The organism is Natronococcus pandeyae, from assembly GCF_008122205.1.
GTDB lineage: Archaea > Halobacteriota > Halobacteria > Halobacteriales > Natrialbaceae > Natronococcus > Natronococcus pandeyae.
Genome location: NZ_PHNJ01000010.1, coordinates 98,853 through 123,447 on the forward strand (window position 1 = coordinate 98,853; position 24,595 = coordinate 123,447).

At 62.2% G+C, this 24,595-nt stretch carries 29 protein-coding genes; 16 read left to right on the forward strand and 13 right to left on the reverse strand.

Translation table 11 applies throughout. The annotated features are described in order from the left end of the window. Nucleotides 1-74 precede the first annotated feature (74 nt). Genes CV102_RS17240 through CV102_RS17250 form a run of 3 tightly spaced genes read right to left on the reverse strand, consistent with a single transcriptional unit; the run spans nt 75 to nt 1,170 of the window. The gene (locus CV102_RS17240; RefSeq protein ID WP_187433016.1) at nt 75-338 is read right to left on the reverse strand and encodes a HalOD1 output domain-containing protein; all 264 of its coding nucleotides are present in this window, start codon (nt 336-338) and stop codon (nt 75-77) included. Nucleotides 339-341: 3 nt separating this feature from the next. Next, nucleotides 342-923: a DsrE/DsrF/DrsH-like family protein gene (locus CV102_RS17245; protein WP_148859242.1), complete on the reverse strand. Its 582-nt coding sequence runs from the start codon at nt 921-923 to the stop codon at nt 342-344. 1 nt (nt 924) lies between these two features. Further along, the gene (locus CV102_RS17250; RefSeq protein ID WP_148859243.1) at nt 925-1,170 is read right to left on the reverse strand and encodes a sulfurtransferase TusA family protein; all 246 of its coding nucleotides are present in this window, start codon (nt 1,168-1,170) and stop codon (nt 925-927) included. A gap of 243 nt (nt 1,171-1,413) precedes the next feature. On the opposite strand from CV102_RS17250, the gene CV102_RS17255 reads away from it, so the two are divergent. The 4 genes from CV102_RS17255 to CV102_RS17270 are packed head-to-tail and all read left to right on the forward strand — an operon-like array spanning nt 1,414 to nt 4,839. After that, nucleotides 1,414-2,607, forward strand: coding sequence for an MBL fold metallo-hydrolase (locus CV102_RS17255; RefSeq protein ID WP_148859314.1), 1,194 nt, complete (start codon nt 1,414-1,416; stop codon nt 2,605-2,607). A gap of 17 nt (nt 2,608-2,624) precedes the next feature. Then, a complete protein-coding gene (locus CV102_RS17260; protein ID WP_148859244.1) occupies nt 2,625-3,182 on the forward strand; it encodes a YeeE/YedE family protein in 558 nt (185 codons plus the stop codon). A 1-nt stretch (nt 3,183) separates the two neighbouring features. Continuing rightward, a complete protein-coding gene (locus tag CV102_RS17265; RefSeq protein ID WP_187433017.1) occupies nt 3,184-3,645 on the forward strand; it encodes a YeeE/YedE family protein in 462 nt (153 codons plus the stop codon). 24 nt (nt 3,646-3,669) lie between these two features. Beyond that, on the forward strand, nt 3,670-4,839 hold the full coding sequence (locus tag CV102_RS17270; RefSeq protein WP_148859245.1) for an inorganic phosphate transporter: 1,170 nt from the start codon (nt 3,670-3,672) through the stop codon (nt 4,837-4,839). Between the two features lie 21 nt (nt 4,840-4,860). Here the strand turns inward: CV102_RS17270 and CV102_RS17275 are convergent, their stop codons facing one another. After that, nucleotides 4,861-5,295 (reverse strand): thioredoxin family protein, encoded by a 435-nt coding sequence (locus CV102_RS17275; protein ID WP_148859246.1) that lies wholly within the window; start codon nt 5,293-5,295, stop codon nt 4,861-4,863. A 217-nt stretch (nt 5,296-5,512) separates the two neighbouring features. Between CV102_RS17275 and CV102_RS17280 the strand changes: the two genes are divergently transcribed. Next, entirely contained in the window at nt 5,513-7,540 is a 2,028-nt protein-coding gene (locus CV102_RS17280) for a heavy metal translocating P-type ATPase (protein ID WP_148859247.1), read from the forward strand. A gap of 72 nt (nt 7,541-7,612) precedes the next feature. On the opposite strand, the gene CV102_RS17285 is transcribed toward CV102_RS17280, so the two are convergent. Further along, nucleotides 7,613-8,950, reverse strand: coding sequence for a hypothetical protein (locus CV102_RS17285; protein ID WP_148859248.1), 1,338 nt, complete (start codon nt 8,948-8,950; stop codon nt 7,613-7,615). Between the two features lie 109 nt (nt 8,951-9,059). Here CV102_RS17285 and CV102_RS17290 point away from each other — a divergent pair, with 109 nt between their 5' ends. The 3 genes from CV102_RS17290 (at nt 9,060) to CV102_RS17300 (ending at nt 12,118) form a co-directional block, all read left to right on the forward strand. After that, the gene (locus CV102_RS17290; protein WP_148859249.1) at nt 9,060-9,698 is read left to right on the forward strand and encodes a helix-turn-helix domain-containing protein; all 639 of its coding nucleotides are present in this window, start codon (nt 9,060-9,062) and stop codon (nt 9,696-9,698) included. Between the two features lie 306 nt (nt 9,699-10,004). Further along, complete coding sequence (locus CV102_RS17295) at nt 10,005-10,478, forward strand: PKD domain-containing protein (protein ID WP_148859250.1); 474 nt, start codon at nt 10,005-10,007, stop codon at nt 10,476-10,478. Nucleotides 10,479-10,648: 170 nt separating this feature from the next. Further along, on the forward strand, nt 10,649-12,118 hold the full coding sequence (locus CV102_RS17300) for a dihydrolipoyl dehydrogenase (RefSeq protein ID WP_148859251.1): 1,470 nt from the start codon (nt 10,649-10,651) through the stop codon (nt 12,116-12,118). A 260-nt stretch (nt 12,119-12,378) separates the two neighbouring features. Here the strand turns inward: CV102_RS17300 and CV102_RS17310 are convergent, their stop codons facing one another. The 5 genes from CV102_RS17310 to CV102_RS17330 all read right to left on the reverse strand — a co-directional run bounded on the left by CV102_RS17310 (nt 12,379) and on the right by CV102_RS17330 (nt 15,088). Continuing rightward, nucleotides 12,379-13,044 (reverse strand): cytochrome c biogenesis protein CcdA, encoded by a 666-nt coding sequence (locus CV102_RS17310; RefSeq protein ID WP_148859252.1) that lies wholly within the window; start codon nt 13,042-13,044, stop codon nt 12,379-12,381. A 3-nt stretch (nt 13,045-13,047) separates the two neighbouring features. After that, nucleotides 13,048-13,629: a TlpA family protein disulfide reductase gene (locus tag CV102_RS17315; RefSeq protein WP_148859253.1), complete on the reverse strand. Its 582-nt coding sequence runs from the start codon at nt 13,627-13,629 to the stop codon at nt 13,048-13,050. Beyond that, a complete protein-coding gene (locus tag CV102_RS17320; RefSeq protein ID WP_148859254.1) occupies nt 13,630-14,334 on the reverse strand; it encodes an SCO family protein in 705 nt (234 codons plus the stop codon). A 101-nt stretch (nt 14,335-14,435) separates the two neighbouring features. Beyond that, the gene (locus CV102_RS17325; protein ID WP_148859255.1) at nt 14,436-14,702 is read right to left on the reverse strand and encodes a DUF7521 family protein; all 267 of its coding nucleotides are present in this window, start codon (nt 14,700-14,702) and stop codon (nt 14,436-14,438) included. Beyond that, entirely contained in the window at nt 14,702-15,088 is a 387-nt protein-coding gene (locus CV102_RS17330; protein ID WP_233710724.1) for an ArsR/SmtB family transcription factor, read from the reverse strand. The genes CV102_RS17325 and CV102_RS17330 overlap by 1 nt, the downstream gene beginning before the upstream one ends. Nucleotides 15,089-15,244: 156 nt before the next feature. Between CV102_RS17330 and CV102_RS27255 the strand changes: the two genes are divergently transcribed. From CV102_RS27255 to CV102_RS17345, 3 genes are all read left to right on the forward strand, one after another. Further along, nucleotides 15,245-15,433, forward strand: coding sequence for a hypothetical protein (locus CV102_RS27255; protein ID WP_148859256.1), 189 nt, complete (start codon nt 15,245-15,247; stop codon nt 15,431-15,433). Nucleotides 15,434-15,537: 104 nt separating this feature from the next. Then, nucleotides 15,538-15,759 (forward strand): hypothetical protein, encoded by a 222-nt coding sequence (locus CV102_RS17340; RefSeq protein ID WP_148859257.1) that lies wholly within the window; start codon nt 15,538-15,540, stop codon nt 15,757-15,759. A 194-nt stretch (nt 15,760-15,953) separates the two neighbouring features. After that, complete coding sequence (locus tag CV102_RS17345) at nt 15,954-17,675, forward strand: carbamoyltransferase family protein (RefSeq protein ID WP_148859258.1); 1,722 nt, start codon at nt 15,954-15,956, stop codon at nt 17,673-17,675. Between the two features lie 58 nt (nt 17,676-17,733). On the opposite strand, the gene CV102_RS17350 is transcribed toward CV102_RS17345, so the two are convergent. After that, complete coding sequence (locus tag CV102_RS17350) at nt 17,734-18,111, reverse strand: thioredoxin family protein (protein WP_148859259.1); 378 nt, start codon at nt 18,109-18,111, stop codon at nt 17,734-17,736. A 104-nt stretch (nt 18,112-18,215) separates the two neighbouring features. Here CV102_RS17350 and CV102_RS17355 point away from each other — a divergent pair, with 104 nt between their 5' ends. Continuing rightward, on the forward strand, nt 18,216-18,917 hold the full coding sequence (locus CV102_RS17355; protein WP_148859260.1) for a DUF2270 domain-containing protein: 702 nt from the start codon (nt 18,216-18,218) through the stop codon (nt 18,915-18,917). A 23-nt stretch (nt 18,918-18,940) separates the two neighbouring features. On the opposite strand, the gene CV102_RS17360 is transcribed toward CV102_RS17355, so the two are convergent. Both CV102_RS17360 and CV102_RS17365 read right to left on the reverse strand, forming a co-directional pair. Continuing rightward, the gene (locus tag CV102_RS17360) at nt 18,941-19,513 is read right to left on the reverse strand and encodes a hypothetical protein (protein ID WP_148859261.1); all 573 of its coding nucleotides are present in this window, start codon (nt 19,511-19,513) and stop codon (nt 18,941-18,943) included. Continuing rightward, a complete protein-coding gene (locus CV102_RS17365; protein ID WP_148859262.1) occupies nt 19,510-20,058 on the reverse strand; it encodes a hypothetical protein in 549 nt (182 codons plus the stop codon). The genes CV102_RS17360 and CV102_RS17365 overlap by 4 nt, the downstream gene beginning before the upstream one ends. Before the next feature lie 245 nt (nt 20,059-20,303). Here CV102_RS17365 and CV102_RS17370 point away from each other — a divergent pair, with 245 nt between their 5' ends. The 4 genes from CV102_RS17370 to CV102_RS17390 all read left to right on the forward strand — a co-directional run bounded on the left by CV102_RS17370 (nt 20,304) and on the right by CV102_RS17390 (nt 24,546). Further along, complete coding sequence (locus tag CV102_RS17370) at nt 20,304-21,032, forward strand: DsbA family protein (protein WP_148859263.1); 729 nt, start codon at nt 20,304-20,306, stop codon at nt 21,030-21,032. Between the two features lie 151 nt (nt 21,033-21,183). Beyond that, a complete protein-coding gene (locus tag CV102_RS17375) occupies nt 21,184-21,753 on the forward strand; it encodes a DUF2243 domain-containing protein (protein ID WP_148859264.1) in 570 nt (189 codons plus the stop codon). 218 nt (nt 21,754-21,971) lie between these two features. Beyond that, nucleotides 21,972-23,318 (forward strand): FAD-dependent oxidoreductase, encoded by a 1,347-nt coding sequence (locus tag CV102_RS17380; RefSeq protein WP_148859265.1) that lies wholly within the window; start codon nt 21,972-21,974, stop codon nt 23,316-23,318. 874 nt (nt 23,319-24,192) lie between these two features. Then, nucleotides 24,193-24,546 carry a DsrE family protein gene (locus tag CV102_RS17390; RefSeq protein WP_187433018.1) on the forward strand — a complete coding sequence of 118 codons (354 nt, stop codon included), beginning with the start codon at nt 24,193-24,195 and terminating at the stop codon, nt 24,544-24,546. Nucleotides 24,547-24,595: the final 49 nt, after the last annotated feature.

Here is a 24,595-nt window from a genome sequence, read left to right on the forward strand (position 1 = left end):
TTCGGTCCGTTGGCGGGCCGGGGGCTCTCGATCGGGGTCGCTCGCGTTCGACCGCGAAAAACTCGCCAGATTCGTTACTCGAGGGTGACGCGGCCGTCCGGGCGGATCGTCACGTCGTACCCGCAGTAGCGAAACGAGACGCTGCCGCGGCGGATGGCGTCGTCGCGTCCGGTCGGTTCGAACAGCCGATCGAGCGCGCTTGCGTCCACGACGTCGCCAAGCGGGGGTTTCAGTTCGGCTGGGTCGGCCCCCTCCGCCTCGGCGATCCGTTCGACGACGCGCAGGCTCGGTTTCATCTTCGGTTCCGGCGGGTCGTCGTACGGTTCGGATTCGATCATGCGTCAGACCAGTAGCTGGACATCGGAATCGGTCATGTGTTGGAGTGCGGTCGCCGCGCCGACGCCGGTCGTCACGCCGTCGTAGAAGTCGTCCTCGTCGTACTCCATCAGCTCGATCGTCATCTGGCAGGCCTGTAGGTCGACGCCCTGGTCGAGCGAGAGTTCGATCAGTTCCTCGATCGTGGCCGTGCCGTTCTCGTCGATCTTCTTCTGCATCATCTTCGTCGCCATCGCGTCCATGCCGGGGACCGCGGCAAGCGCGTTCGGCAACGGCATGTTCGGGTTGCCGACGGCGGAGAGCTTGAGGTTCCTCGACTTCTCCTCGTGGAGGATGTCGAGCCCCCAGAACGTGTGGAAGACGACGACGTCCCAGTCGAACGCCGCGGCCGTGCTCGCGAGGATCAGCGGCGGGTACGCCATGTCGAAGCTACCCTGGGTCGCGATGATCGTCATCTTCTGCTGGTCGTCGCCCGCGTCGACGTCGGCGATCGACTCCTCGAGTTCGTCGACGCGCTCGCGCAGCGCCTGCAGTTCGGCGGCGTCGAACTCGTCGTCGATCGGTGCGGAAGGGTTGTCCGTACTCATCTTACGCGGTCTTCTCGACGTAGTGGACGTAGCGGTCGCCGTCCTCGACTTGGTCGAGGAGTTCGACGCCGTCGGTCCCCTCGGCCCAGCCTTCGATGTCGCTCATGCTCCCCGAGTCGGTCGCGACGACTTCGAGGACGTCGCCGGCCTCGAGGTCGTCGACGGCCTGCTTGGTCTTGACAACGGGCATCGGGCAGGACTGTCCTTTCACGTCGAGCGTCTCCGTGGTGTCGTATTGCGAACTCATGTGTTCTCTGTGCTCTGTATTGGAGCTATCGTACAATATTGGCCCTTGGTATAAAAGGATGTCGATTATTGCACCCAATACGAACACCCGCCATTTCGCGGAGAGGGATTTATACCCAACCGGCTGCCAGAAGGGGCGCGTCACGGCCTTTATCCACATCATCGGAAACTACTGTATTGTGGAGTTTAGGAAATACTATGCAAACTCTTATGTGCGAGTGGTCTGTACTGGGCAGTGTACGACATGGACGACATGGACTTTCCAACGCCGGACGTCGAGATCGAATCGGTGACGCCGGACGAGCTGAAAGCACGCATCGACGCGGGAGAGGTGGTCACGCTCCTCGACGCGCGAATGGAATCGGACTACGAGGAGTGGCATATCGACGGCGAGAACGTCGAGCCGATCAACGTCCCCTACTTCGAATTCCTCGAGGACGACATCGACGCCCACGTCCTCCAGAAGATCCCCGAGGACCGCGAGGTCACCGTCCTCTGTGCGAAAGGGGGCGCAAGCGAGTACGTCGCGGGCACGCTGAAAGAACACGGCTACGACGTGAACCACCTCGAAGAGGGGATGAACGGCTGGGCGCGCATCTACGAAGCCGTCGAGGTCGAGCGCTACGACGGCGCGGGGACGCTCCTGCAGTACCAGCGTCCCTCCTCGGGCTGCCTTGGCTACCTCGTCTACGACGACGGCGAGGCAGCCGTGGTCGACCCGCTGCGGGCGTTCACGGATCGCTACCTCACCGACGCCGACGAACTCGGCGTCGACCTGCAGTACGCGATCGACACGCACATTCACGCGGACCACATCTCGGGCGTCCGCGCGCTCGACGCGGTCGGCGTCGAGGGCGTCATCCCCGAAGCCTCGGTCGATCGCGGCGTCACCTACGCCGACGAGATGACGCTGGCCGCAGACGGCGACGAGTTCCAGGTCGGCGACGCAACGATCGAGACGGTCTACACGCCCGGACACACCTCCGGGATGACCTCGTATCTGATCGATGATGAGTTGCTTGCGACGGGTGACGGCCTCTTCGTCGAGAGCGTCGCCCGCCCCGACCTCGAAGAGGGTGATGACGGCGCGCCCGAGGCAGCCAGTCAGCTCTACGAGTCGCTGCAGGAGCGCGTGCTGACCCTGCCCGACGAGACGCTGATCGGCGGCGCTCACTTCAGCGACGCTGCCGAACCCGCCGATGACGGCACCTACACGGCTCCGATCGGCCAACTCAAGGATGAAATGGACGCCCTAACGATGGACAAAGACGAGTTCGTCGAGTTGATCCTCTCGGATATGCCGCCCCGTCCGGCCAACTACGAGGACATCATCCCGACGAACCTCGGTCAACAGGAGGCAGACGACGAGGAGGCGTTCGAACTCGAGCTTGGCCCGAACAACTGCGCCGCCAGCCAGGAATCGCTGGCCGGTGACTAACCACATCCAGCAGCCGAATGGTATCTGAACTCTTCGCTCCCGCGCTGTACGAGTCGCTGTTCCCTGCGGGGATCAGCCGCTACGCCGTCGGCGGACTGCTCGTCGGCCTCGGCGCCGTCGTCATCTATCTCGGGACCGGCATTCCAGCCGGGGCGAGTACGTTCCTCGAGTCGACGCTATCGTACGTCTCGGGCCAATCGCGGTTCCAGCAGTACGTCAGTTCGCGCGACTGGCGGGTCGTCTTCACGCTCGGCATCGTCGCGGGTGCGTTCGTCTACGCGCTGACCTTCCAGTCCGGACTGGTCTCGAGCGGGCTCTACGAGCCGGGGACGACCGGTCAGCTGTACGACGTCGGCGGGTTCTCGCTCTGGCTGACCGACGTCCAGCCGTGGCGGCTGTTCCTCGGCGGGATCCTCGTCGGAATCGGCACCCGGATCGGCAAGGGCTGCACGTCCGGCCACGGCGTCTGTGGCGTCGGCTCGGCCTCGAAGACGTCGATCGTCGGCGTGATCACGTTCCTGATCGTGGCGATCGGGACGGCTCAGATCGTGATGGCACTGGGGGTGAGTCCGTGATATGAGTCGAAATCGACACCCTCTGTTCATGCCGCTGATCTTCGTCGGCGGCCTGATCTTCGGCTTCGGGCTCGGCTTCAGCCACATGGCCCGTCCCGAAGTCGTCCTGAACTTCCTCCAGTTCGAGGACTTCGGGTTGCTGTTCGTGATGGGCGGCGCGGCGGTCGTCACCGGGATCGCCTTCGCGCTGGTGCCGCGACTCCGTGATCGCGCCCCGCTGACGGGCGACACCTACGGCCGACGGCTGAAATCGTTCGACCGCAACGTCCTGATCGGCGGCGCGATCTTCGGCGTCGGCTGGGGCCTGTCGGGGATCTGTCCTGGCGCGGCCTACGCCAGCCTCGGCGTCGGCAACGTCACGATCCTCTGGGCACTCGCCGGCATGTTCGTCGGTGCGTACGTCCAGGGCTACTGGCGCAGTCAGCGCGCCGCGTCGGAGACGGCGGCCGCAAGGGCTGACTAACGCTTTTACACGTTTCGACCACCGATGGAACTCGCAACGATACTCCTGTTTGTCCTCGCCGCGCTCTCGAGTCTGTTCATGGCCTGGGTCATCGGTGCCGGCTCGAGCGGCGCGACGCCGTTCGCTCCGGCCGTCGGCGCGAACGCGATCGGGACGATGCGGGCGGCGTTTCTCGTCGGCATCCTCGGGTTCGCCGGCGCGGTGACCCAGGGAGCGAGCGTCTCCGAAGCCGTCGGCGAGGATCTCGTCGTCGGCATCTCGTTGCCAGTCACGGGCGTCATCGTTGTCCTCCTGATTGGGGCGGGATTGATGGCGATCGGAATCTCCACGGGCTACCCGATCGCGACGGCGTTTACGGTCACGGGCGCAGTCATCGGCGTCGGCTTCGCTCTCGGCGGTGATCCGGCCTGGGGGAAGTACCTCGAGATCGCGTCGATGTGGATCTTGACGCCGTTCGTCGGGGGCGGACTCGCATACGCCATCGCCCGCGTGCTTCCTAGACCGGACGTTCCCGAACGGATCAGCGTCCCGTTACTGGCCGGTGTCGTCGGGATCGTCGTCGCGAACCTCGAGTTCGTTTTTCTCGAGGACGTCGGCGGGACGCTCGCTGCTGTCGGCGCTGCAATCCTTCCGCTCGGTGACGTCGCCGTTGCCGTCGTTTCGATCGGTGCCGGGACGATCGCGGCGCTTTTCGTTCGCTGGGACGTCGGACGGGACGAGACAGGCGGACTGCGTCGATTCCTCCTCGTTCTCGGCGGGCTCGTCGCCTTCTCCGCGGGCGCGAGTCAGGTCGGTCTCGCCGTCGGACCGCTATTCCCGTTGATCGACGATATCTCGGTCGTCTCGCCGCTCGCGGTGTTGCTCGGTGGCGGATTCGGGATACTCGTCGGTTCCTGGACGGGAGCACCGCGGATGATCAAGGCAGTCTCACAGGAGTACGCGTCGCTGGGACCGCGTCGATCGATCGCGACGCTGGTCCCGTCGTTTCTCATCGCCCAGACGGCAGTCCTGCTCGGCGTCCCGATTTCGTTCAACGAAATCATCGTCAGCGCCGTCATCGGAGCCGGGATCGCCGTCGGCGGAACCGGCGGTTTCAGTCCTCGAAAACTCGGGATTACCGTATTGGCCTGGATCGGATCGTTCGTCCTCGCGTTCGGGCTCGGTTACGGCGCGATGGCTGTGGTTCGTCTTTAATTCGACTCCAGCAACGAAAATCTAGCTGTGCTGTTCAATCAGCCCCTCGAGAGTTCCCTGATCCTGGACGCCGACCATCCGTTCGACGGGTTCCCCGTCGGCGTAGAGAACGAGCGTCGGAACGCCACGGGCGCCGAGTTGCTGAGCCAGCCGCTGGTGGGCGTCAACGTCGACCTTCGCGACCGCCGCGTCGGTTTCCTCAGCCAGCGCTTCGATCGTCGGCTCGAGCATCTGGCAGGGGCCACACCAGTCAGCGTAGCAATCGACGAGGACGACGTCGTGTTCGCCGACGACCTCGTTCAGGTGTTTCTCTCCCTCGATCACGATGGGGTCGGACGGGGTCTCCGAAGCGATGGCGTTATCGCCCAGTTCGCCGCCGTTTTCGAGACGCTGTTGCAACTCCTGTCGTTTTTGCTCGCGGATCCGTTCTCGTTCGTCCTCCAGTGGATCGGTCATCGCCCGACAGTACGGACTCGAGGAGCATAAATTGGGCTAACAGAACAATACTGGTCTGTCAGCGGATCCGATACCGCCGGGACGTACTTCTCGAGTGAGCAGGGCTGTAGTGTCCGCATATATTATCATCGTGGTTGGAGTGACGTACCTCGAGACGCGGTTCCCGGTCCGTACCGATTACGCGAACGCTTATCCATCCCATACGACAAGTTTCCGTATGGAGTGGCTCTCGAGTTTCGCTTCCGCCGCTGCTGGTCCTGTCTCGGCGCTGCGGGAGCGACCGGAGATTCGACGACAGGCGGCGTTCGTGGTCGTCACGTTCGTCGGGATGGTCGGCGGGCTCCTCGGGAGCTGGTTCGACGCGCCGCTGTCGGTCGTCTGGGGATGTTACGCGGCCGCGTACGTGTTCGGCGGCTGGTACGGGCTCAAGGAGAGCATTGCAGCGATCCAGGTGCCCGAAGTGGAGATCGACCTCCTGATGATCATCGCCGCCCTCGGCGCCCTCTACATAGGCGCTCCTTTCGAAGGGGCGATGTTGCTGTTCCTGTTCTCGCTGTCGGGTGTCCTCGAGGAGTACGCGATCGGTCGGTCACGAACCGCGATCAAGTCACTGGTCGAGATGCGACCGGAGTCAGCGCAGATCCTCCGTGATGGGACGGAAGTAACGACCCCACTTGAGGACGTCGAGGTCGGAGACGTGTTCGTCGTTCGCCCCGGCGAACGGCTGCCCCTCGACGGCGTCGTCGAGGCCGGCGAGAGTACGGTCGATCAGTCGTCGCTCACCGGGGAGTCCGTTCCCGTGGCAAAAGCACCCGGCGATGAGGTGTTCAGCGGGACGATCAACGAGACGGGCAGTCTCGAGGTGCGGGTGACGCGGGAGGCCACAGAATCGGCGATCTCTCGACTAATTACCATGGTCGAGGAGGCACAGGAGAAGCGCGCGCCGACCCAGCAACTCATCGACCGCTTCGAGCAGCCCTACGTGCTGGGGGTCTTCGCGATGACGGCGATCGCGATCATACTGCCGCTCTGGCTTCTCAATCACGCGTTTGAACCGACGTTCTACCGCGCGATGACGCTCATGGTCGCTGCCTCACCCTGTGCGGTCATCATCTCGACGCCGGCGGCCGTCCTCTCAGCGATTTCGGCCGGCGGCCGGCAGGGCGTCCTGTTCAAAGGCGGCGAACACATCGAGACCGCCGGGAACGTCGACGCCATCGCCTTCGACAAGACGGGGACGTTGACCGAAGGCAACACGCGGTTGACCGACGTCCGCGCTCGCGAGGACGCCCTGTCCACCGACGGCGGTGCGGTCGGCGGCGACCTGCTCGCAGACACCGCCATCGAGCACAACTCGCAGGCCGACGATCGTTTGCTCTCAATTGCGGCGGCCGTCCAGACCCGGTCGGAACACCACCTCGCCGAGGCGACCGTCGAGGCTGCCACAGAGCGCGGCCTCGAGGTCCCTGATGCCAGCGACTTCGAGGCGGTCGTCGGCAAGGGCGTCCACGCGACGGTCGAGGGGGAGACGATCCACATCGGGAATCCACGGTACGTCGAGACCGTCCTGGGTGATCGGTCGATCGACGGCCGCGAGGTTGGGCTCGACGCCGTCCGCGACCTCGAGGCTAACGGAAAGACGAGCGTCCTCGTTGTCAGCGAGACTGCCGAGGGCCTGCAGGTTCTCGGCTGGCTGGCCTTCACCGACACGATCCGTCCCGACGCAGCCGAGATGATCGCGAAACTCCGCGAGCGCGGCGTCGAACAGATCGTCATGCTCACGGGCGACAACGAACGGGTCGCTCAGTACATCGCCGAGGAACTCGGGATCGACGAGGTGTACGCGGAGTTGCTCCCCGAGGAGAAGGTCGACCACATCGAGGCGCTCCAGGAGCGCCATGAGGCCGTCGCGATGGTCGGCGACGGCGTCAACGACGCCCCCGCCCTTGCAACGGCCGATATCAGCGTCGGCATGGGCGGGGCTGGAACCGACGTGGCGCTCGAGACGGCCGATATCGTCCTTATGTCAGACAAACTCGATCGACTCCCCTACGCGTTCGCGCTCAGCAAGGAGACGCGCCGAACGCTGTACATCAACTTCGCCATCGCGTTTGGTGCCATCGCGATCATGGTGATCGCGATTCTCACCGCGGGGATCCCGCTCCCGGTCGCCGTGGTCGGCCACGAGGGATCGACAGTCCTCGTCAGCCTGATCGGGTTGCGACTGCTCCGGTTTGACGGCTGACCGTCGGTTGTGACGTCGTCAATCGACGTGTCACTCCGTTAGCTGTCGTCTTACGAACTACACAAGTCGCGCTCAGGATGCCGGCGCGTCCGTGCGTACCGACCTCCGGTGGCCGACGATTCTGACCAAGTAATACCCCCAAATACCGAGCAAGACGGCGTATCCGGGGCCGTGCAGCAGTGCTGACCATAACTGGTCCTGATAGAAGAACCCGATCCCGACGGCGAGCACCGCGAGGTTCCAGGCGAGAACGGTCCACGGCCCGATCACTGCGGGAACTCCCTCCGCGGGGACGAGCCCATGGCCACGAGGATGGTCGGTACCCGGCCACTCGAGGGAACGAGCGACGAGCAACGAGCCTGCGAGTGCGATCGGGAGCGCCCAGCCCATGAAGAAGAAGTGCAGCGCGCCCGCCTCAATCCACTGTTCGGGGATCCCGAGCGGAACGCCGAAGAGAATGAACGGGGCGAAGCCGGCCGGCCCGAGGATCCACACCTGCGCGACGAGCACCGAGAGGGCCGTCCCGTTCGGCGTGCCGGACCGGTACGTACGGAAGAGCGTGTAGACGTACAGCACATAGCCGGCGGCGTACAACACCAGACCGACCGCGGTCACCGTCTTCCCCATATCGAGCACTGGCCCGACGACGAGCGGGAAGATACCAAGTGCGAACAGCGGGAACGAGTAGCGCTTCAGCCGCTCACTGTACAGTTCCGTGTCGACGAGGCGGGGAAAGAGATCGTACAGTGTGCCGATCGCCGCGAGTCCCAAGAACCCCCATGCGTTGGCGTGGACGTGTGCCTCGCGAAGTCCCCACCATCCGCCAGGGACGTCCAAACTGTGGCTGAACAGTCCGAACGCGAAGCCGAGCCCGATTAGGTAGACGAACGGCGAGAGGACGTAGAACCCGACCGTCGGATCCCGCGCTCGCCCGTCGCTGCTCCGGACTACCATCCCGACCACGAGGGCGAACAGCCAGCCCGTCAGCAGCCAGATCGTAGCGAGGCCGACGTCGAACCACAGTGGCTCGCCGTACGCGCGGCCATACCATGCGAGCAGTAGCGCCCCGTTCAATCCGAAGAAGACCGCACCCGTCGTTCGCGACGACGGCACCGGCCGCTCGAGTTTTCGGGCCGTCAACTGTGGCAGCGTCCCGTAGAGTAGCTGGGTGAACGCGCCGACTGTGACGAAGTGGATATGCGTCCACGTGATCCACGACACCGCGGAAACGAGGCCGAACTCTTGAAGCCCCTGATAGAGCGCGAGCACGAGCCCGATGAGCAAAAAGGCGACGCCCGCAACGTGAAACGATGTCAGCGCGAGTGACGGCCCATCGGTCGGTTGAGGGATGCGGTCACGTTCGGCGGTGGCGTGATGCGTATCGCTAGACTGCGCGGGCGGTCCGGACATACGCGTTCGATCGAACGGCGGTCGGGTATCGCTTCTCGCGAACGACTCCGACACCTTCGAACATGTTCGAAGTCGCGCTGACGTTGACGGACCGTCAAACGACGAACAAATGCCTCACGCGAAACTCACCGTCAGTATTCCCGAGTCCCTCTGGATTCATGGCGTTTCGACGACACACCCCGACGTCACGTTTCGTGTCAGTTCGGTGCTACCGGGTTCGGATGCCGTCGTCGGCGTACTCGAGTTGGCGGCGTCGAATCCGATTCCGGTACTCGCGGACATCGACGGACGAGACGACGTTCGCGAACTCGAGTTACTGTGGAAACACGACGAGACGGCCCTGCTCCAGGTCGAGACATCGAATCCCTCGCTGATTACCCCGATGCAGCAGGCAGGCGTTCCGATGGAGACGCCGTTCGAAGTCGAAGACGGCACGGTGAGCTGGGAGCTGACGACGAGCGCGGACAGGCTATCGGCTCTCGGCGAGTCGCTCGACGAGAGCGGGATTGGGTACGATATCGAGTACGTCCACAGCACCAACTCGAGTCGGGGGACACAACTATTGACCGACCGTCAGCTCGAGGTGTTCTTGACCGCTATCGACAGCGGATACTACGACGTTCCGCGCGAAGCGACGCTCACGGACGTCGCATCGACCCTCGGGATATCGAAATCGACCTGTAGCGATGTCCTGCACCGTGCCGAAGGAGCGATCGCGCACTGGTTCGCCGCGGAGTACGTAGATTAGTTAGAATTTTTATTGTGTCAACTAGTTATGTCAACTGTAAAGATCTGGTCTTTTACGCTTCTTCCTGAGAAGTTGGATACAGCACGCTACTTCATTTTATTTCAGACTTCCTCATATTGTCGGATGTCTCCCATTGTTCACCAGAAACGACTAGCGCTACAGGAGACACTCGCTACCGCAATACAACCGATATCTCAGGCTTAGCTAAGGACGAATGTTTCTGCCTTTTTAGTTCAGGCTCGTGATAGTCCTCTGGACTGTGGGAGAGATTTAATAGTTCATTCAATGCGCTCTCTTCGTGTGGATATGTCAACACATCCTTCCAGACGAAGACTGTTACAGATCACTGGTGGCTCAGGTATCGCGCTCCTCGCTGGTTGCCCCGACGACAACGACGATGACGACGTAAACGACGACGACGTAAACGACGATGTCGAAGAGGACTGGGAAGACGTCGAGGAGTTCTACTTCGAGGGCGTCATCGAAGAGTGGACGGGAATCGAGCCGGAGTTCATCGAAGGTGAATCGAATCCGACGATCACGCTCATCGAGGGACAGGAGTATGATTTCAGATGGGTCAACGGCGACGGCGTCACGCACAACCTCGAAATCCGCGACGAGGACGACGAGATAATCGAGGACTATCAGAGCGAAGACGTCGGCGAAGAGGGTGAGGAGACGATTCTGGAAGGGGTCGTCGCCACCGAAGAGATGGACGTCTACATCTGTACGTACCACGAAGGTACGCAGGTCGGGGATATCGAGATTGAAACCGAATAGCACTCGCTGCGTCCGGGGCCGTTCGCCGGATCACGACCCACTGACCATAGGACTGTGAATGTTAATTTCGTTTGCGAGTGACCGCGTTTCGCGTGCCACCTGCGAACGGCGCGTTTCTCGCATCGAAACCCGCGGGCCGGTTTAAGATGTTGGATGGCGCAGGTAGCCGTATGAAGATGCACGGCGACGCGTTCGACCTCCTCGTGATCGGCTCGGGATCGGGCCTCGACGTCGCTAGCGCCGCGGCCCGCCGGGGCCAGTCGGTCGCGGTCGTCGAGAAAGGACCGCTCGGAGGCACCTGCCTCAACCGGGGCTGTATTCCCTCGAAGAAGTTGCTCTACCACGCCGAGGTGATGGAAACCGTTGAGCGCGCCGACGAGTTCGGAATCCACGCCGACGTGACCGACGTCGACTTCGCCGACATCATCCGCGAGGTGAACGCAGACGTCTCCGAGAGCGCCGAGTCGATCCACCACGGGCTCCGAACGTCGAGCCAGCACACGCTCCTCGAAGGCGAAGGCCGGTTCGTCGACGATCGGACAGTCGAGATCGTCGACGGCCCCGATGCCGGCAAGCGCGCGTCGGGGAACACCGTCCTGATCGCGGCCGGAACGCGCCCGGCGATCCCGCCGATCGACGGCGTCGAGGAGGTCGACTACCTCACCAGCACGGAGGCGCTGCAACTCGAGGCGCCGCCAGATCACCTCGTGGTCGTCGGCGGCGGCTACATCGCGGCCGAACTCGCGCACTTTTTCGGCACGTTCGGGAGCGATGTCTCGATCGTGGGTCGTCGCCCGCACCTCCTGCCGCAGGCCGACGAGGAGGTCGCCACAGCGTTCACCGAGCGCTATGCCGACCGGTTCGACGTCTACACGGGCTACGAAGCCGTCAGTGCGTCCGAATCCAACGGCGAGGTCGCGGTCGAAGCGCGGCCGTATCCGCCCGCCTGGCCCGACCCGTCCGAGCACGAGGACGTGACCGTCACTGGCGACACGCTGTTGATCGCGGCTGGTCGTCGACCAAACACCGATCTGCTGAACCTCGAGGCGACCGGCGTCGAGACCGACGAACGAGGGTTCGTTGCAACAGACAAGTATCTCCGTACGACAGCCGAGGGAATCTGGGCGCTCGGCGATATCGTCGGCGAATACCTGCTGAAACACAACGCGAACCACGAGGCCGGCACCGTCGTCCGGAATCTGTTCAGCGACGACCTCGAACCGGTCGACTACACGGCGATGCCCTTCGCGGTCTTCGGCTCGCCGGAGGTGGCTGGCGTCGGCGTCACGGAGCAAGAATTGCAAGCGGACGGCCGCGAGTACGCTACACGGACGTACCGGTACGAGGATACCGCCCGCGGGAGCGCGATGAAGGTCGAGGGATTCGTGAAGGTGCTCATCGAGCCGAACGGGGAGATTCTCGGCTGTCACATCCTCGGTCCCGAGGCGTCGAACCTCCTCGAGGAGGTCGTCGTCGCGATGAAGGCCGGGACGGGGACCGTCTGGGACATCCGCGAGTCGGTTCACGTCCATCCCGCGCTCTCGGAGGTTGTCGATCGGGCCTTTGCGGGACAGTTCGTCCGTCGTGGGCCCGAGGCACACGACCATCATCACGGTCACGACCACGACCATCACGACTGAGCGCAGTTCGCGTTCTCGTCTCCACGCATCGTGAGCAATCGAGAGTGTTTAACACACCCAAAGAATGCAGGGATCGACGATGACCGCGTTTTCGGTAGCGTTCTACTGGATTGGGACGTTTGCCATCGTCGCTGCGGTAGTGAACAGCGCAGGAATCGTCGCAATATTTCGCCACCGGGAGTGGGCAGAACGATAGACCGCGTCGGGACACCGATCGGCTCGCGGCCGTGATACGATATGTTCCGTTTGACCGGTTGTCGTCAGTAGACGACGAGCGCCAGGTAGAGCTGGCCGGCTCCGGCGACGATCATCACGGCACCGGCGAGTCGCTTCAGATGGCCAGTGTACGCTGCGAGGCGTCCCGCACTCGCCACCAGTCCCATCCCGGTCGCGACGGTCATCCCGAGCATCAACACTACGACGCTGCCCACGTACGTCGCTACCACGACTGCCGCTACGTCGGCCGGAAGCGACAGCGCGCGGGCGACCACGGCGAGAAACACGGGAGCGACACATCCAGCCGCGGCGAGCGCGTAGCCCGCCCCGAATACTCCGAATCCGAGCACGCTCGAGCGGCGTGCTGGAAGGGGGATCGACAGCGATGGGACCCAGCCCAGTAGGACGAACACTCCGAAACCCACCAGCAGCCCGCCGACGAGCGACTCGAAGAACGTGAGTCGTGAGACCGTCGACTGGCCGAGCCAGAACGTCACTCCCAGAAGGACAGTAAGCGTCCCCAGCACACCGATGCCGGCGACCCCACCGCGCAGTAGTGCACCACCGAGCGAGGCGTCGTCGCCGTCCGTCTGACTGACGTAGAACCCGACGTACCCCGGCAGTAATGGATACGCACACGGACTGAAGAAGGTTGCAAGACCAGCGGTAAGTCCGAATCCGATCGCCGAGAGGAACGCGGCGTCGAGCATCGGTTACGTCCCAGCCTCCGCCTCGAGCGCTCGTTCGATCCCTGCGACGAGTTCGTCTGCGGTTTTGACACCGGAATCGGACCACTGAACGCGTCCATCCGTATCGATCGCGACGGCGGAGGGGTAGTCGCCCGCGAGATACCGCGCGGTCAGTTCGGCGGTCGGGTCGAGGCCGAGCAGCCAGTCGCCGTCGTGTTCGTCCCACCAGTCGACCAGTTCGTCTTCGGTGACGGACGAGCCGACCGCCTCGTTCGTAACCGAGAGAAACAGCACGTCCGATCCAATACGATCGTTCGCCTCGGCCAGTGCGGGCATCTGCTCGATACACGGCGGACACCACGTCCCGAAGAAATCGACGAACGTCACCCGCTCGGGCGCCGGAATCCGAACCTCGCCTGCCTCGCTGCCAGGCGCCTCGACCGTTTCTATCGTGATCGGATCGGGAGCCGTCGCCCCCGCTCCATCCGTCGCTTCCGGGTCGTCGCTCCCGGTTTCGAACGAAGGGACGCCACGGAACGCCAGTACGCCACCACCACCGACGACCCCGACACTGGCGAGACCAGCGAGGACGTCTCGCCGTCGCATCTACGCCGTCACCACCGTTTCGAAGTCGTCGACTACCTGTGACGGGTCGACAGTTGCCCCGTCCGGGTATACTCGCTCGATGCGTCCCTGCTCGTTGACGAGGAAGATATAGTTGTAGTGGGGGAACATATACTCGAGATTGTCGTACTCGTCAGCGTCTCGCTTCTCGAGTGGCAGCCCGAACTGTTCTGTGAGGCTCGCTTTTGCGTCCTCGTACTCCTTTGGGCGAAGGAAGTGCCAGTTTCCAGCGTCGAGATTGACGCCCTGCTGGTCGGCATACGCTCGTAACTCGTCTTCGGTGTCGCGTTCGGGGTCGAAGGTCATCCCGAGAAAGGCAGCGTCGTCCCCGTAGCCTTCTTCAGCCGCGACCTCCTGCGCTCGTCGCAACCGCAGGAGAAGCGCGGGACACGCGCCGTCCGGACACGACGTATAAAAGAACGTCATCAGCGTCGTCCGCTCGCCGACGAACTGCTCAGTCGAGACGGTCTCGCCCGTCAACGGGTCAGGGAACTCGACCGTTGGAAACTCCTCACCGTAGCTCGGATGCGACGCCTCGCTCAAATCCTGTTCCGGTGGCCCGAGCGTGACGCCATCCGCGCGTGAACGAGTTGGCTCCTCGTCATCAGGTGACAGCGCATCGAGACAGCCTGCAGTGGCGATGAAACTCGAGGCGACAACTGATCGGAAGTATGTACGCCGATTCATAGATCGGTATTTCGATTCGGTTGATAAACGTTACCCGACGATTCCCTGTCTTGGAAAAATTGCAGCGTGCCAGAGTGAAAATATCTCCGGCGAAACTCGTGTCACTGTCTCTTGAGTGACAGAATTACAAGCACCATGCCGCTCGAGACGATGATCCCCTGGACGAGTGCTGCGGACGCGATCGTCGTCCCAAACACCTGGTAGATGAGTCCCTCACAGATCGCACCGACGCCGATGAAAACGAATCCGCCGGAGACGTACAGCATCGGCGTCTGCCCGCTTCGACGGTAGCCGTGATAGGCCAGATACGCGACTACGAGACTCAAGACGAGCGTGATTAGCTTGGCCATCAGAAACGACACTTCCACTAGTCATCACCCCGAAGATCGCTCCACAGCGACGTGAAGTTGTCCGCGAGTTCGTCGCGAGTTTCGACCGTCAAGGAGAGTTGTCCATCGGAGATGTCGACGTGGAGTTCCTCGAGTGCCGTCTCGAACTCGCTTCGGTGAGAACCGTCCGAGTCGACAGTGTGGCGTTCCTCGATGAGACCGTGTTCTTGCAGCGTCGAGACGCGGCGATAAATCGTCGTCAGTGAGGCATCACACTCCTCACTGAGGGTTTTTGCGGTCTTCGGCCCGTTATCCGCGGCGAGGAGAATTTTCCGTGCGTAGTCGTCCGCGAGAATCTGAAAGATGTCCGTCGACGCTGCGGTCCCTCCGTGTGGCACGACAGTTGTTCCATCGTTCAGCGTCATATAGACCACGGTTTGCTGGTTCAGCAAATCACCGAGACCGTCTTATACGTGCGTCCGCGTTGCTTCTCGGCGTTTCGTCAGCCCTCATATCGAGTCCTGTGATACTCAACGAACTGCTGACATGGTTATTTGGGATCAGTCGGAATACATCGAGTCATGGATCCGACGGTCGAACGGCGATGTCACCTCTTGTTCGGTCTCTCGTTAGTACTCCTGACGTTCGGGATCGGATACTGTGTTATCGTCGGTACGTGTCTGGCCGACTTCATCGTCGTCATTGCGGGTCTTTTCGTCGGTTGGGTGGCGTTGTTTTACTGTCTCGGTAACGCCTCGTTCTGGGGATAATTGCGGAGGCCAACTCCCATATGATCTGTCACTGGACATTGCCACGACATTCGTTCGATTCGGCTCCACAATGTCTATCCGTATCATCCACATAGAGTGTCCACATGGATGCAAAGACTGCGTCACGACGGTCGCTATTCGGCCTTGCAGGCGCGGCGAGCCTCTGCTGTCTGGCGCTTGCTCCTGGCGCTGTTGGACTGGCAGGCGGTGGCGCTGCGGCTGGACTAGGCGCCGGTCTCGGACAGATCATCGTGACGGTGCTGACGCTGGGAGTCATCGGATTCGTCGTCCGCTGGCGAACCAGCTGTTCGGACTGCAAGCACTAGCGATCGATACCGCGGACCGTTCTCGTCGGTCACGTACACCGACTGCAGTTGGTGGGTGCTCTCCCGTCACAAACCGCGCGTCGGCGCCGTCTCCGTCCTCAGGTATATAGCCAGCGTTTTGCTGGTCCAGCAAAACCCCACTGGTGATTTACCTGTCGTTGCAGTTGCTCCGAATCGCGGATCTTTCAGGAACCATGACTACCTATCGACTCGCGTTCAAGCCCTCGATCGGACTCTACGGACAACACGATCCGAGCGCCGTGCTCTTCGAGGACCGAACACCCGTCTTCGGGGTCGAAGAGGAACGGTATACACGAACCAAACACGCGACTGAGACCTTCCCCGAGCGAGCGATCCAGGCCTGTCTCGACTACCGTAACCTCGAGCTCTCGGACCTCGAACGTATCTTGCTGCCCTACGACCCGAGCCTCCGTAGCGAACTCACCGGCCACTACGTTACGGATGCGCTTCGTGCCCCCGGACTGGGCCGAAAGCTCTCTGCGCTGGAGAATACGATCGTCAGTCAGGCTCGAGCTCGGTTCGTACCAACGCGACAGATCGAAAACCGCCTCGAATCGATCGGGTCGCCACTCCCACCGATCGAGACGATCTCTCACCACCGCTGTCACGCGGCGAGCGCGTTCCACCCGTCCGGCTTCGACGAGGCGGTCGTCCTCACCGTCGACGCGAAAGGCGAGTACGACTCGACGGTCGTCTGGCGTGGCGACGAGGACGGACTCACCCGTGTCCACACCTACGAGCATCCTAACAGCCTCGGGCTCTTTTTCGCGATCGTCACGGAGTACCTCGGCTATCGGATGTTCAACGGCGAGGGGAAGGTGATGGGGCTCGCACCCTACGGCGACGATAACCCGGCAATCGAACGCGCGCTGTGGGAACTGATCGACACCGGGGCCGACTACGACGTCACCGAACTGACGAAGAGGTGGGGCACCGGCCACGGCGTCGCCCTCCTCGAGGAGACCTTCGATCGGCCGCGCAACGAGACGCCGGGCGAGTTCGACCAGTGGGAGAAGGACCTCGCGCACACGGCACAGAAATTGCTCGAGGAGACTGTCGTCGACATCGCAGAGTCTGTGGTCGAGCAACTGGGGACATCGAACGTGGCCCTCGCCGGCGGCGTCGCGCTCAACTGCAAACTGAACAAGCACGTTCGCGAGTCGCCGCTGGTCGATGACGTCTTCGTCCAGCCGGTCGCCCACGACGCGGGGCTCGCACTCGGAGCGGGCTGGTCCCAGCAACGGCCGGCCGCAGTCGACCGACAAACGACCGTCTATCTCGGCCCCGAGTACGAGACCAGCGAGATCAGGGAGCTCCTCGAGACGAACAAGATCGCGTACACGGAACCGGACGATCTCGAACGGTACGTCGCTGAACGGATCGCGGATGGCCAGCTCGTCGGCTGGTTCCAGGGTCGCATGGAAATGGGGCCGCGAGCGCTCGGCGCCCGGAGTATCCTCGCCGATCCGCGCACGGCCGAGTCACGGGATCAAGTCAACCGATTCGTCAAACACCGCGAGGAGTGGCGACCGTTCGCGCCGTCGATGCTCGAGGGCGCGGCCTCCGACTATCTGGTCGACGGCGGCCCGGCACCGTTCATGATCGACGCGTACGATGTCGACCCCAAGCAGACCGACGACCTGGAGGCCGTCTTGCACCCGGCCGACGACTCGACGCGCCCCCAAACCGTCCGCGAAGACCAGCACCCGCGCTATCATCGTCTCATCTCCGAATTCGGCGATATCACCGGTGTGCCGGTCATCCTCAACACCTCGTTCAACGACCACGCCGAACCGATCGTCCGAACGCCGACGCAGGCGCTCAAAGACTTCTACGGGATGGGACTCGACGTCCTCGCGATCGAGGACGTCGTCGTCGAGAAGACCGAGAGGTAACCCGGACTGATCTGGACTGTCCCAAACTAATTTTGCTCTCCGAGGCTGTCGTACCGGCCTATTCCTCAGTTCCAGCGTGCGTTTCGAGGACGTCGACGAGCGTGTCGGCAGACTGGAAACCGTGGTCGAGTCGGTTGACTTCTTCGCCGTCTTGCAGGACGACGAGCGTCGGGACGCGTCGCACGGTGAACTTGTCGGCGAGGTCCGGAACGAGTCCGGCGTTTACCGTCGCCACCGCACCGGGCGCACTGCGCGCAACGACGCCGAGCACCGGTTCCATGGAGGCGCAGATGCCACAGCCGGACGTGACGAACTCGAGGAGCACGAGATTGTGGCTCTCGAGCAAGTCGTCGTACTCACTTGTTGCCTCTAACTTGATCGGTGTCTCCGGCGCGTTCCCTCCACCGTCCGTCGTTTCGTGTACCGTGTCAGTCATCAATATCTCTACGCACCGCAGGTATTTGAGTATTGTGCAATAAAAGCAATATAATGTGTCGCCACCGTTATTTTGCGTTGCTCACCGAAGAACGGCCGGAGACAATGACCGACGGCACCGATCCCGAGGGTGCAACAGCCGATCCCGGACGTGAGATGGGACAGGACACGTCAGAGCTGAGTACGGTCTTCGGCGACGTCTATCGTGGCGAGTTGGATCGTGAAACGACCTGGCGATCCCGACTGGATCAGACGACGACCTGGAGCGTCACGATTATGGCTGCGATCCTCACGTGGACGTTCTCGAGTCCCGACAACCCACATTACATTATCCTCGTTGGCGTACTGGCTGTCGGTCTGTTCTGCTGGATCGAGGCTCGCCGGTATCGCGACTACGACGTCTACCGCGCACGCGTCCGACTGTTCCAGCAGGATCTGTTCGCGAGCGCACTCGACCCGTCCTTGGATGCCGAACGCAGTGAGTGGCGAACCGAACTGGGTGAGGACTACAGACACCCGACGTACAAGATTACGATGTTCGAGGCCGTGTCGAACAGGCTTCGACGCATCTACTTCGCGCTGTTGCTCGTTCTCGGTCTGGCGTGGCTCTTTCGCGTGACGGCGTTCGTCCCGGACGCCGCTCTCCCCGACGCTGCAGCAGTCGGAACGGTCCCCGGAGCTGTCGTTCTCGTGATCGTCGGCGCGTTCTACGCGGCGTTGTTCGCAGTGATGCTCTGGCCCCACGAACGCGAGGCCGAAGGGGAGTTTCGTGACGTGGAGGCTGGCGAATGGAAGGACACAGAGTGATCACGTTACGTGGTGATCGTCGGTCACGCCCGTGACGCACACGTCGGACACGACCGTCGGTGACGAACGTAAATCAACCCCACTAGCAGTGTGACCGAGACCACGCCGAGCAGGGGCCGCAGCGGATCGACGTACGTCATAAGCGCGGACGAACCGAACAACGCCAACAAAATAGCGTTACAAACCGGACAGCTGACTGCCAGGAAACCGCCGATCAGGCCGCCAAACGCCAGTCGGTCCGAATGGGCTTCGTCATCGTTCTCACCGTGGCGATGATTGTGGTCGTAATCGTGAGCCTGAGTGGAATCGTACTGGTCCGGTTCACCGTTTCCACCCCGTTCGTCAGGTTCACCTTCGCTGGCGCTGTGAACGTCCGTTGCGAGTCGTTGAGCGACGTAAATGCCCGCCAGAATCGCAGTCAGCGTGAGAAACAGGTAATCGAAGCCCGTCCGCGGGACCATCCGAACGAAGAGCGGGTTCGGGATAAGTTCGGTGACGAGCCCGAACAGGGCGAACACACCCGTCGACGTAGCGGCTCCCCAGGCGACTGCCCGCCGGTTTGTGCCGAGTAATCGGTTGCGTCTCCCACCCGTCATCGTGCTCCCTCCGGCGAGAGAACACACTGTTCGGGATGGCCCGCACGTCCGAGAAAGAACCCCAGGAGCGCGAGACCGCCGATCTGGAGGAGCGTACCGTCGAATGGCAACAGCGTGAGCCCACCGGCGAACCCGAGAAAGGCGAGCAGTCCCGCGCCACAGCTCGCACAGCCGGATGCGACGAGACCCGGAAGGACGCCGGACACGCTCGTCGCGCCCGAGAGCCCGACGAGCCGGAGTTGTGCGACGGCGTTGACGACGGCGATACCGGTTAGGAACGCGTAGGAGACAATGATCGCGAGCCCCGTGATGCCGTCGGTCAGGTAGACGGACTCCGTCAGGGAGACGAGGACGTAATCGAACCAGTGGAGTCCATCGCCCAATAACTGTAGCGCGAACTCCGGCATCGTACTTAGGATCAACAAGCTGTAGGTACCGACCGTGACGAGGACGAAACCGGCCGTCCCGCGCCAGGATTCGAACGGATACCGTATCGCATCCGAAAGGTTCTGGCCGAATCTAGCGACCGGGTCGGTCCAGTTCATAGCCCCTCCATCCAGTTCGAGAATCGATCTCTTCCGACCACCTCGAGCCTGAACTGCGGGGTCGAATACGATGGAATGGTCCGACTCGACCAGCCAGTCGACACCTGGAACGGGACGCGTGTACTCGGTACCACGAGTAGGTGTCTCGTCGCACGATTCCCACAAAGGTGCAACTCCGTTTTGCTGACCCAGCAAATCGACGCGTCGGTTACGTGGAAAGGATGTGAACCAGGAATCGAACACGAATGTCGCTCGATCAGACGACCCGTCGTGCCGTACTCGCCGGTTCGACCCTCGCGCTCGGTGGCGGTGGTGCGTACTATCTCTCTCGCTCGGCCGATACTGACGGCGGCTCCCTTTCGCCGACGATGCACGCGAGCGAAGAAAGGTCGGCCCTCGGCGTCGACCTGGCGGGAAAACCGATCGTAGGCGATCCGGACGCACCGCTCGATATTTACTACTGGACCGACTTCCAGTGTCCGATCTGCGAACAGTTCGAACGGGAAGTGCTTCCCGAACTCGTCGCAGACTACATCGAGTCCGGGGAGGTACGGCTCGTCTTCATCACGCTCCCTTTCTTCGGCCCGGATTCGATGACCAGCGCTGTCGCCTCCAGATGCGTCTGGGAGCAGGTCCGCGAGTCGGATCCAGCTGCCTACTGGGACTGGCACGCTGCGGTCTTCGACGAACAGGGAGAGCGCAACTCGGGGTGGGCTGGGGCGGACAATCTGCTCGAGATTACCGACTCGGTCCCAAACGTCGACGCCGACGACCTCGCAGCCTGTCTCGAGGACGACCGCACGGCATTCGAAGCCGACGTTGAAGCCGATGCAGCGCAGGCGCGGTCGTTCGACATCCGCGGGACGCCGACGTTCGTTGTCTTCGACCCGGACGCCGAAGCAGCCGGAACGCTGGTCGGAGCCCAACCACCGGAGCGGTTCGGGGATGCGCTCGAGCAGATCCGAGAAGCGTAACTCGAGGGCGTCCACGGCCGAAGCGTCGAACGGATGCAGCAACGGTCGGTGTTCCGTTCGTTCGGTTTTCTTACGTCGGTCAGCACCAGACTCCTCGCCACCTTGCACTCGATAGCAGCGCACGTATTTTTGTCACTATGGGACCACGATCATGTCCGCTCAATCTGAACGTTGGTTCGGACTTCGAAAAACGGCGAAGCCGCTCGTTCAAGCGGGCGTCGTCCTCGGAATCGGTCTTGGTGGGTTCTTCGACGGGATCGTTCTCCACCAACTCCTCCAGACGCACCACATGCTGTCGGCCCGAACGGACACGACCGACCTCGGCCAGTTGCAACTGAACGTGCTCGCTGATGGGCTCTTCCACGTCGGCACCCTTCTGTTCACGATCGCCGGAATCGTATTGCTCGTGCGTGCGTGGCGTCGATCGGACGTTCCCCCGTCGTACAGGACGCTCGTCGGATCGGTGTTCGTGGGGTGGGGCAGCTTCAACCTCGTCGAGGGGGTCGTGAACCACCACCTCCTCGAGTTGCATCGCGTCTGGCCCGACGGGCCCGGTGGGGCACTCGTCTGGGACGTCGGGTTCTTGCTGTCCGGCGTCGTCTTTCTCGTCGGCGGCTACGTCGTCGTTCGCACTGACGAAGCCGTGGCGCCGTCGTCTCACGGTGGGAACGAGACGACCGATAGCGAACACGTGGACACGACCGATAGTCGGTCCGAATGACCACTGTCGCGGTGGGTGGTTTTTACCGACTGTACAGACTCGGCCGGTTCGGTGAGATCTGGCGGTTCGGACGGGAGTTTCGGATCAGTGGTCCTCCTGTGTCGAACGATGCCCAGGGAACGATGGCTGGGATGACTGACAGTCAGGTTGTATTATGTATTGTATAGTATTGGGAGCTACGGAAAATACTTTAGCCGTACCCGACCGATTGTCCGTGTATGGCCAATACGTTCGTCGGTATCGGTGGTGACGCAGCGGGAATGAGTGCTGCGAGCAAGGCAAAACGAGAGAATCCGGAGTTAGACGTCGTCGTCTTCGAGAAAGGGGAGTGGGTATCGTACGCAGCCTGCGGGATGCCGTACTACGTGAAGGGAGCGGTCGACGAGTTAGACGACCTCGTCACCATATCGCCCGACGAGTTCCGGAGCGAGCGAGATATCGACCTGCGAACGAATGCAGAAGTCGTCGCCATCGATCCGGACGCTGCGGAGGTAACGGTCGACGCCGACGGCGACACCTATGAACAACCGTACGACGACCTCCTGATCGCAACCGGCGCGAGCGCGATCGAACCACCGTTCGACGGACTAGAACTCGACGGCGTCTTCACTATCCACGATATGGACGAAGCTGACGCCATCGAAGACTACGTCACGCAACACGAGCCCGAGACCGCCGCGATCGTCGGCGGCGGATACGTCGGAATCGAGATGGCCGAGGCGCTGTCGGCCCGCGGCGCCGACGTCCACCTCTACGAGATGCTTCCCCACGTCCTGCAGCCGTTCGGCGAACCCGTCGCGTCGGTCGTCGAGGACCACCTTCGCGAGCACGGGGTCGAACTCCACCTCGAGACTGCCGTGTCCGGATTCCGCGGCGACGACCGCGTCAACGGCGTCACACTCGAGAACGAATCCGTCGCTGCCGACATCGCGATCGTCGGCGTCGGTGTGAGCCCGAACGTCGAACTCGCTGCCGAGGCCGGTCTCGAGCTCGGTCCAACGGGTGCGATCGCGACGGACGAGTACGGCCGGACGAACGTCGAGAACGTTTACGCGGCCGGAGACTGTGCGGAAGCGCGCCACGTCGTGACCGGCGATCCGGACCGCGTTCCGCTGGCGTTGACGGCGAACCGTGCGGGGCGAGCGATCGGACAGACGGTCACCGGTGATCCGACACCCGTCGGCGACATCGCGGGGACCGCGATCGTGAAGGCGTTCGATCTCGGGGCCGCTCGAACGGGCATCGTCGACGAGGAACGGGCACGAGAGGCGGGCTTCGATCCCGTTTCGGTCTCGATCTCGGCCGCGTCACGTGCTCACTACTATCCCGACGGATCGGAGCTCACGGTGACGCTGGTCGCCGATCGCGAGGGCGAACGGGTACTCGGCGGCACCGTCGTCGGTCGCGAGGGTGCCAAGCGAATCGATACGATCGCGATGGCGCTACACGGCGGGCTGACCGTCTCCGAACTACAGAACGCGGATCTGGCATACGCACCACCGTTCAGTCCCGTCTGGGATCCGATCCTCACCGCAGCGAAAGTTCTCGATGGCAAACTCGAGTAAGCTGGGCGATTCTCTCCACGCGTTCGTCGGCTGCTCGAGGATTCGGCCACACTGTGCGAAACGCGATTGCATCTTGATATCGCGGCGGGATTTTCCGTAGATTCCAGTTATGAATACGATTAGTCAGAATTCGTGTCTCTATTTTGAAAGAGACCCTGTCGGTGTGTAACTTCAGGGGCAACCCAAATTCGACGGTCCTCGGTGTAGACTTAGAAGTCAGGCACCGTCCAATCGTAGTAGTCGGCGACAATATCTATCGCCCCGTATGCGACCGCCAAGGTTATCGCTGTCCCAATCAAGAAGAGAATCAGTGCGATAGACAGGATATACGTTAGCGTTCCAGAGTCCATACTACCCATCGGGTGCTCACTGATAAAAACATGGTGACACTCCACCTCTGGAATAGCACAGGCCCAATTGTCCAGTTTTGCAGGCCAGTTTCAGCCCGCTTTCCCACCCGCTATATTCACTACACATCTGTCACTCTGCGTGATACTGGAACGGTTTCGAGTGCTCGGTTCTGCCAGTCTGTTCGATCACACTAGGGAATCCCACAGAATAATCGCGTCGCCGTCGACGGCATCTCTGACCGACTCGACAGCTGGCTCGTTCCTCCCGTGCTGGTACTTGTTGGTAGCTACGGATCGTAACTGGAGTCGTCGTCGTGTGAACTCCTGCCTCTCCGCGAATGAAGACCCTCGAGCGTGAGTGGCGCCACGGAACCGTCGATGTCCAGTCGTCCTCCACGAGCCGACGCAGTTCGGACTATCGAGACGCGGATGAACTGAGTGCAGAGTGCGTCTCTGACAGGTCCCTCGCAGTCTCTCGAGCACGAGGGTAATAGGTTATAGTATTGGAACCACAATACACATCCATGAGTCCACAACAGTCCGACTCGTCGGTCGACAGTATCGGAATCGTTCTCGAGACGGCAGATCCAGAGCGCGCCTGGAACGCGCTGCGTCTGGGGAGTACGGCAGTCGAAGACGGACACGACGTCTCGGTGTTCCTGCTGGGCGACGGTGTCGAGGCCGAGGAGATCACCGACGACCAGTTCGACGTTCGAGACCGAATGGAAGCGTTCGTCGACGCTGGCGGCGACCTGCAGGCGTGTGGGACGTGTCTCGAGATTCGCAACAGCGAAGAGAGCGAATACTGCCCGATGTCGACGATGTCGGATCTGCTCGAGATCGTAACCGAGTCCGATCGCGTGTTGACGATCGGGTAGGGAACGGTGTGTCTCGCCGCGAGCGAATTCGTCCCGAGGTCGGCGACAA

Bases quoted from the DNA above. Each gene is read 5' to 3' on its own strand.
- CV102_RS17375 (WP_148859264.1), top strand. From the start codon at position 21,184: ATGTCCGCTCAATCTGAACGTTGGTTCGGACTTCGAAAAACGGCGAAG.
- CV102_RS17310 (WP_148859252.1), bottom strand. From the start codon at position 13,044: ATGCTCGACGCCGCGTTCCTCTCGGCGATCGGATTCGGACTTACCGCT.
- CV102_RS17340 (WP_148859257.1), top strand. From the start codon at position 15,538: ATGGATGCAAAGACTGCGTCACGACGGTCGCTATTCGGCCTTGCAGGC.
- CV102_RS17295 (WP_148859250.1), top strand. From the start codon at position 10,005: ATGTCAACACATCCTTCCAGACGAAGACTGTTACAGATCACTGGTGGC.
- CV102_RS17330 (WP_233710724.1), bottom strand. From the start codon at position 15,088: ATGACGCTGAACGATGGAACAACTGTCGTGCCACACGGAGGGACCGCA.
- CV102_RS17370 (WP_148859263.1), top strand. From the start codon at position 20,304: ATGTCGCTCGATCAGACGACCCGTCGTGCCGTACTCGCCGGTTCGACC.
- CV102_RS17285 (WP_148859248.1), bottom strand. From the start codon at position 8,950: ATGTCCGGACCGCCCGCGCAGTCTAGCGATACGCATCACGCCACCGCC.
- CV102_RS17275 (WP_148859246.1), bottom strand. From the start codon at position 5,295: ATGACCGATCCACTGGAGGACGAACGAGAACGGATCCGCGAGCAAAAA.
- CV102_RS17260 (WP_148859244.1), top strand. From the start codon at position 2,625: ATGGTATCTGAACTCTTCGCTCCCGCGCTGTACGAGTCGCTGTTCCCT.
- CV102_RS17255 (WP_148859314.1), top strand. From the start codon at position 1,414: ATGGACGACATGGACTTTCCAACGCCGGACGTCGAGATCGAATCGGTG.
- CV102_RS17290 (WP_148859249.1), top strand. From the start codon at position 9,060: ATGCCTCACGCGAAACTCACCGTCAGTATTCCCGAGTCCCTCTGGATT.
- CV102_RS17250 (WP_148859243.1), bottom strand. From the start codon at position 1,170: ATGAGTTCGCAATACGACACCACGGAGACGCTCGACGTGAAAGGACAG.
- CV102_RS17315 (WP_148859253.1), bottom strand. From the start codon at position 13,629: ATGCGACGGCGAGACGTCCTCGCTGGTCTCGCCAGTGTCGGGGTCGTC.
- CV102_RS17390 (WP_187433018.1), top strand. From the start codon at position 24,193: ATGAGTCCACAACAGTCCGACTCGTCGGTCGACAGTATCGGAATCGTT.
- CV102_RS17265 (WP_187433017.1), top strand. From the start codon at position 3,184: ATGAGTCGAAATCGACACCCTCTGTTCATGCCGCTGATCTTCGTCGGC.
- CV102_RS27255 (WP_148859256.1), top strand. From the start codon at position 15,245: ATGGATCCGACGGTCGAACGGCGATGTCACCTCTTGTTCGGTCTCTCG.
- CV102_RS17300 (WP_148859251.1), top strand. From the start codon at position 10,649: ATGAAGATGCACGGCGACGCGTTCGACCTCCTCGTGATCGGCTCGGGA.
- CV102_RS17365 (WP_148859262.1), bottom strand. From the start codon at position 20,058: ATGAACTGGACCGACCCGGTCGCTAGATTCGGCCAGAACCTTTCGGAT.
- CV102_RS17270 (WP_148859245.1), top strand. From the start codon at position 3,670: ATGGAACTCGCAACGATACTCCTGTTTGTCCTCGCCGCGCTCTCGAGT.
- CV102_RS17240 (WP_187433016.1), bottom strand. From the start codon at position 338: ATGATCGAATCCGAACCGTACGACGACCCGCCGGAACCGAAGATGAAA.
- CV102_RS17360 (WP_148859261.1), bottom strand. From the start codon at position 19,513: ATGACGGGTGGGAGACGCAACCGATTACTCGGCACAAACCGGCGGGCA.
- CV102_RS17355 (WP_148859260.1), top strand. From the start codon at position 18,216: ATGACCGACGGCACCGATCCCGAGGGTGCAACAGCCGATCCCGGACGT.
- CV102_RS17350 (WP_148859259.1), bottom strand. From the start codon at position 18,111: ATGACTGACACGGTACACGAAACGACGGACGGTGGAGGGAACGCGCCG.
- CV102_RS17320 (WP_148859254.1), bottom strand. From the start codon at position 14,334: ATGAATCGGCGTACATACTTCCGATCAGTTGTCGCCTCGAGTTTCATC.
- CV102_RS17280 (WP_148859247.1), top strand. From the start codon at position 5,513: ATGGAGTGGCTCTCGAGTTTCGCTTCCGCCGCTGCTGGTCCTGTCTCG.
- CV102_RS17380 (WP_148859265.1), top strand. From the start codon at position 21,972: ATGGCCAATACGTTCGTCGGTATCGGTGGTGACGCAGCGGGAATGAGT.
- CV102_RS17245 (WP_148859242.1), bottom strand. From the start codon at position 923: ATGAGTACGGACAACCCTTCCGCACCGATCGACGACGAGTTCGACGCC.
- CV102_RS17345 (WP_148859258.1), top strand. From the start codon at position 15,954: ATGACTACCTATCGACTCGCGTTCAAGCCCTCGATCGGACTCTACGGA.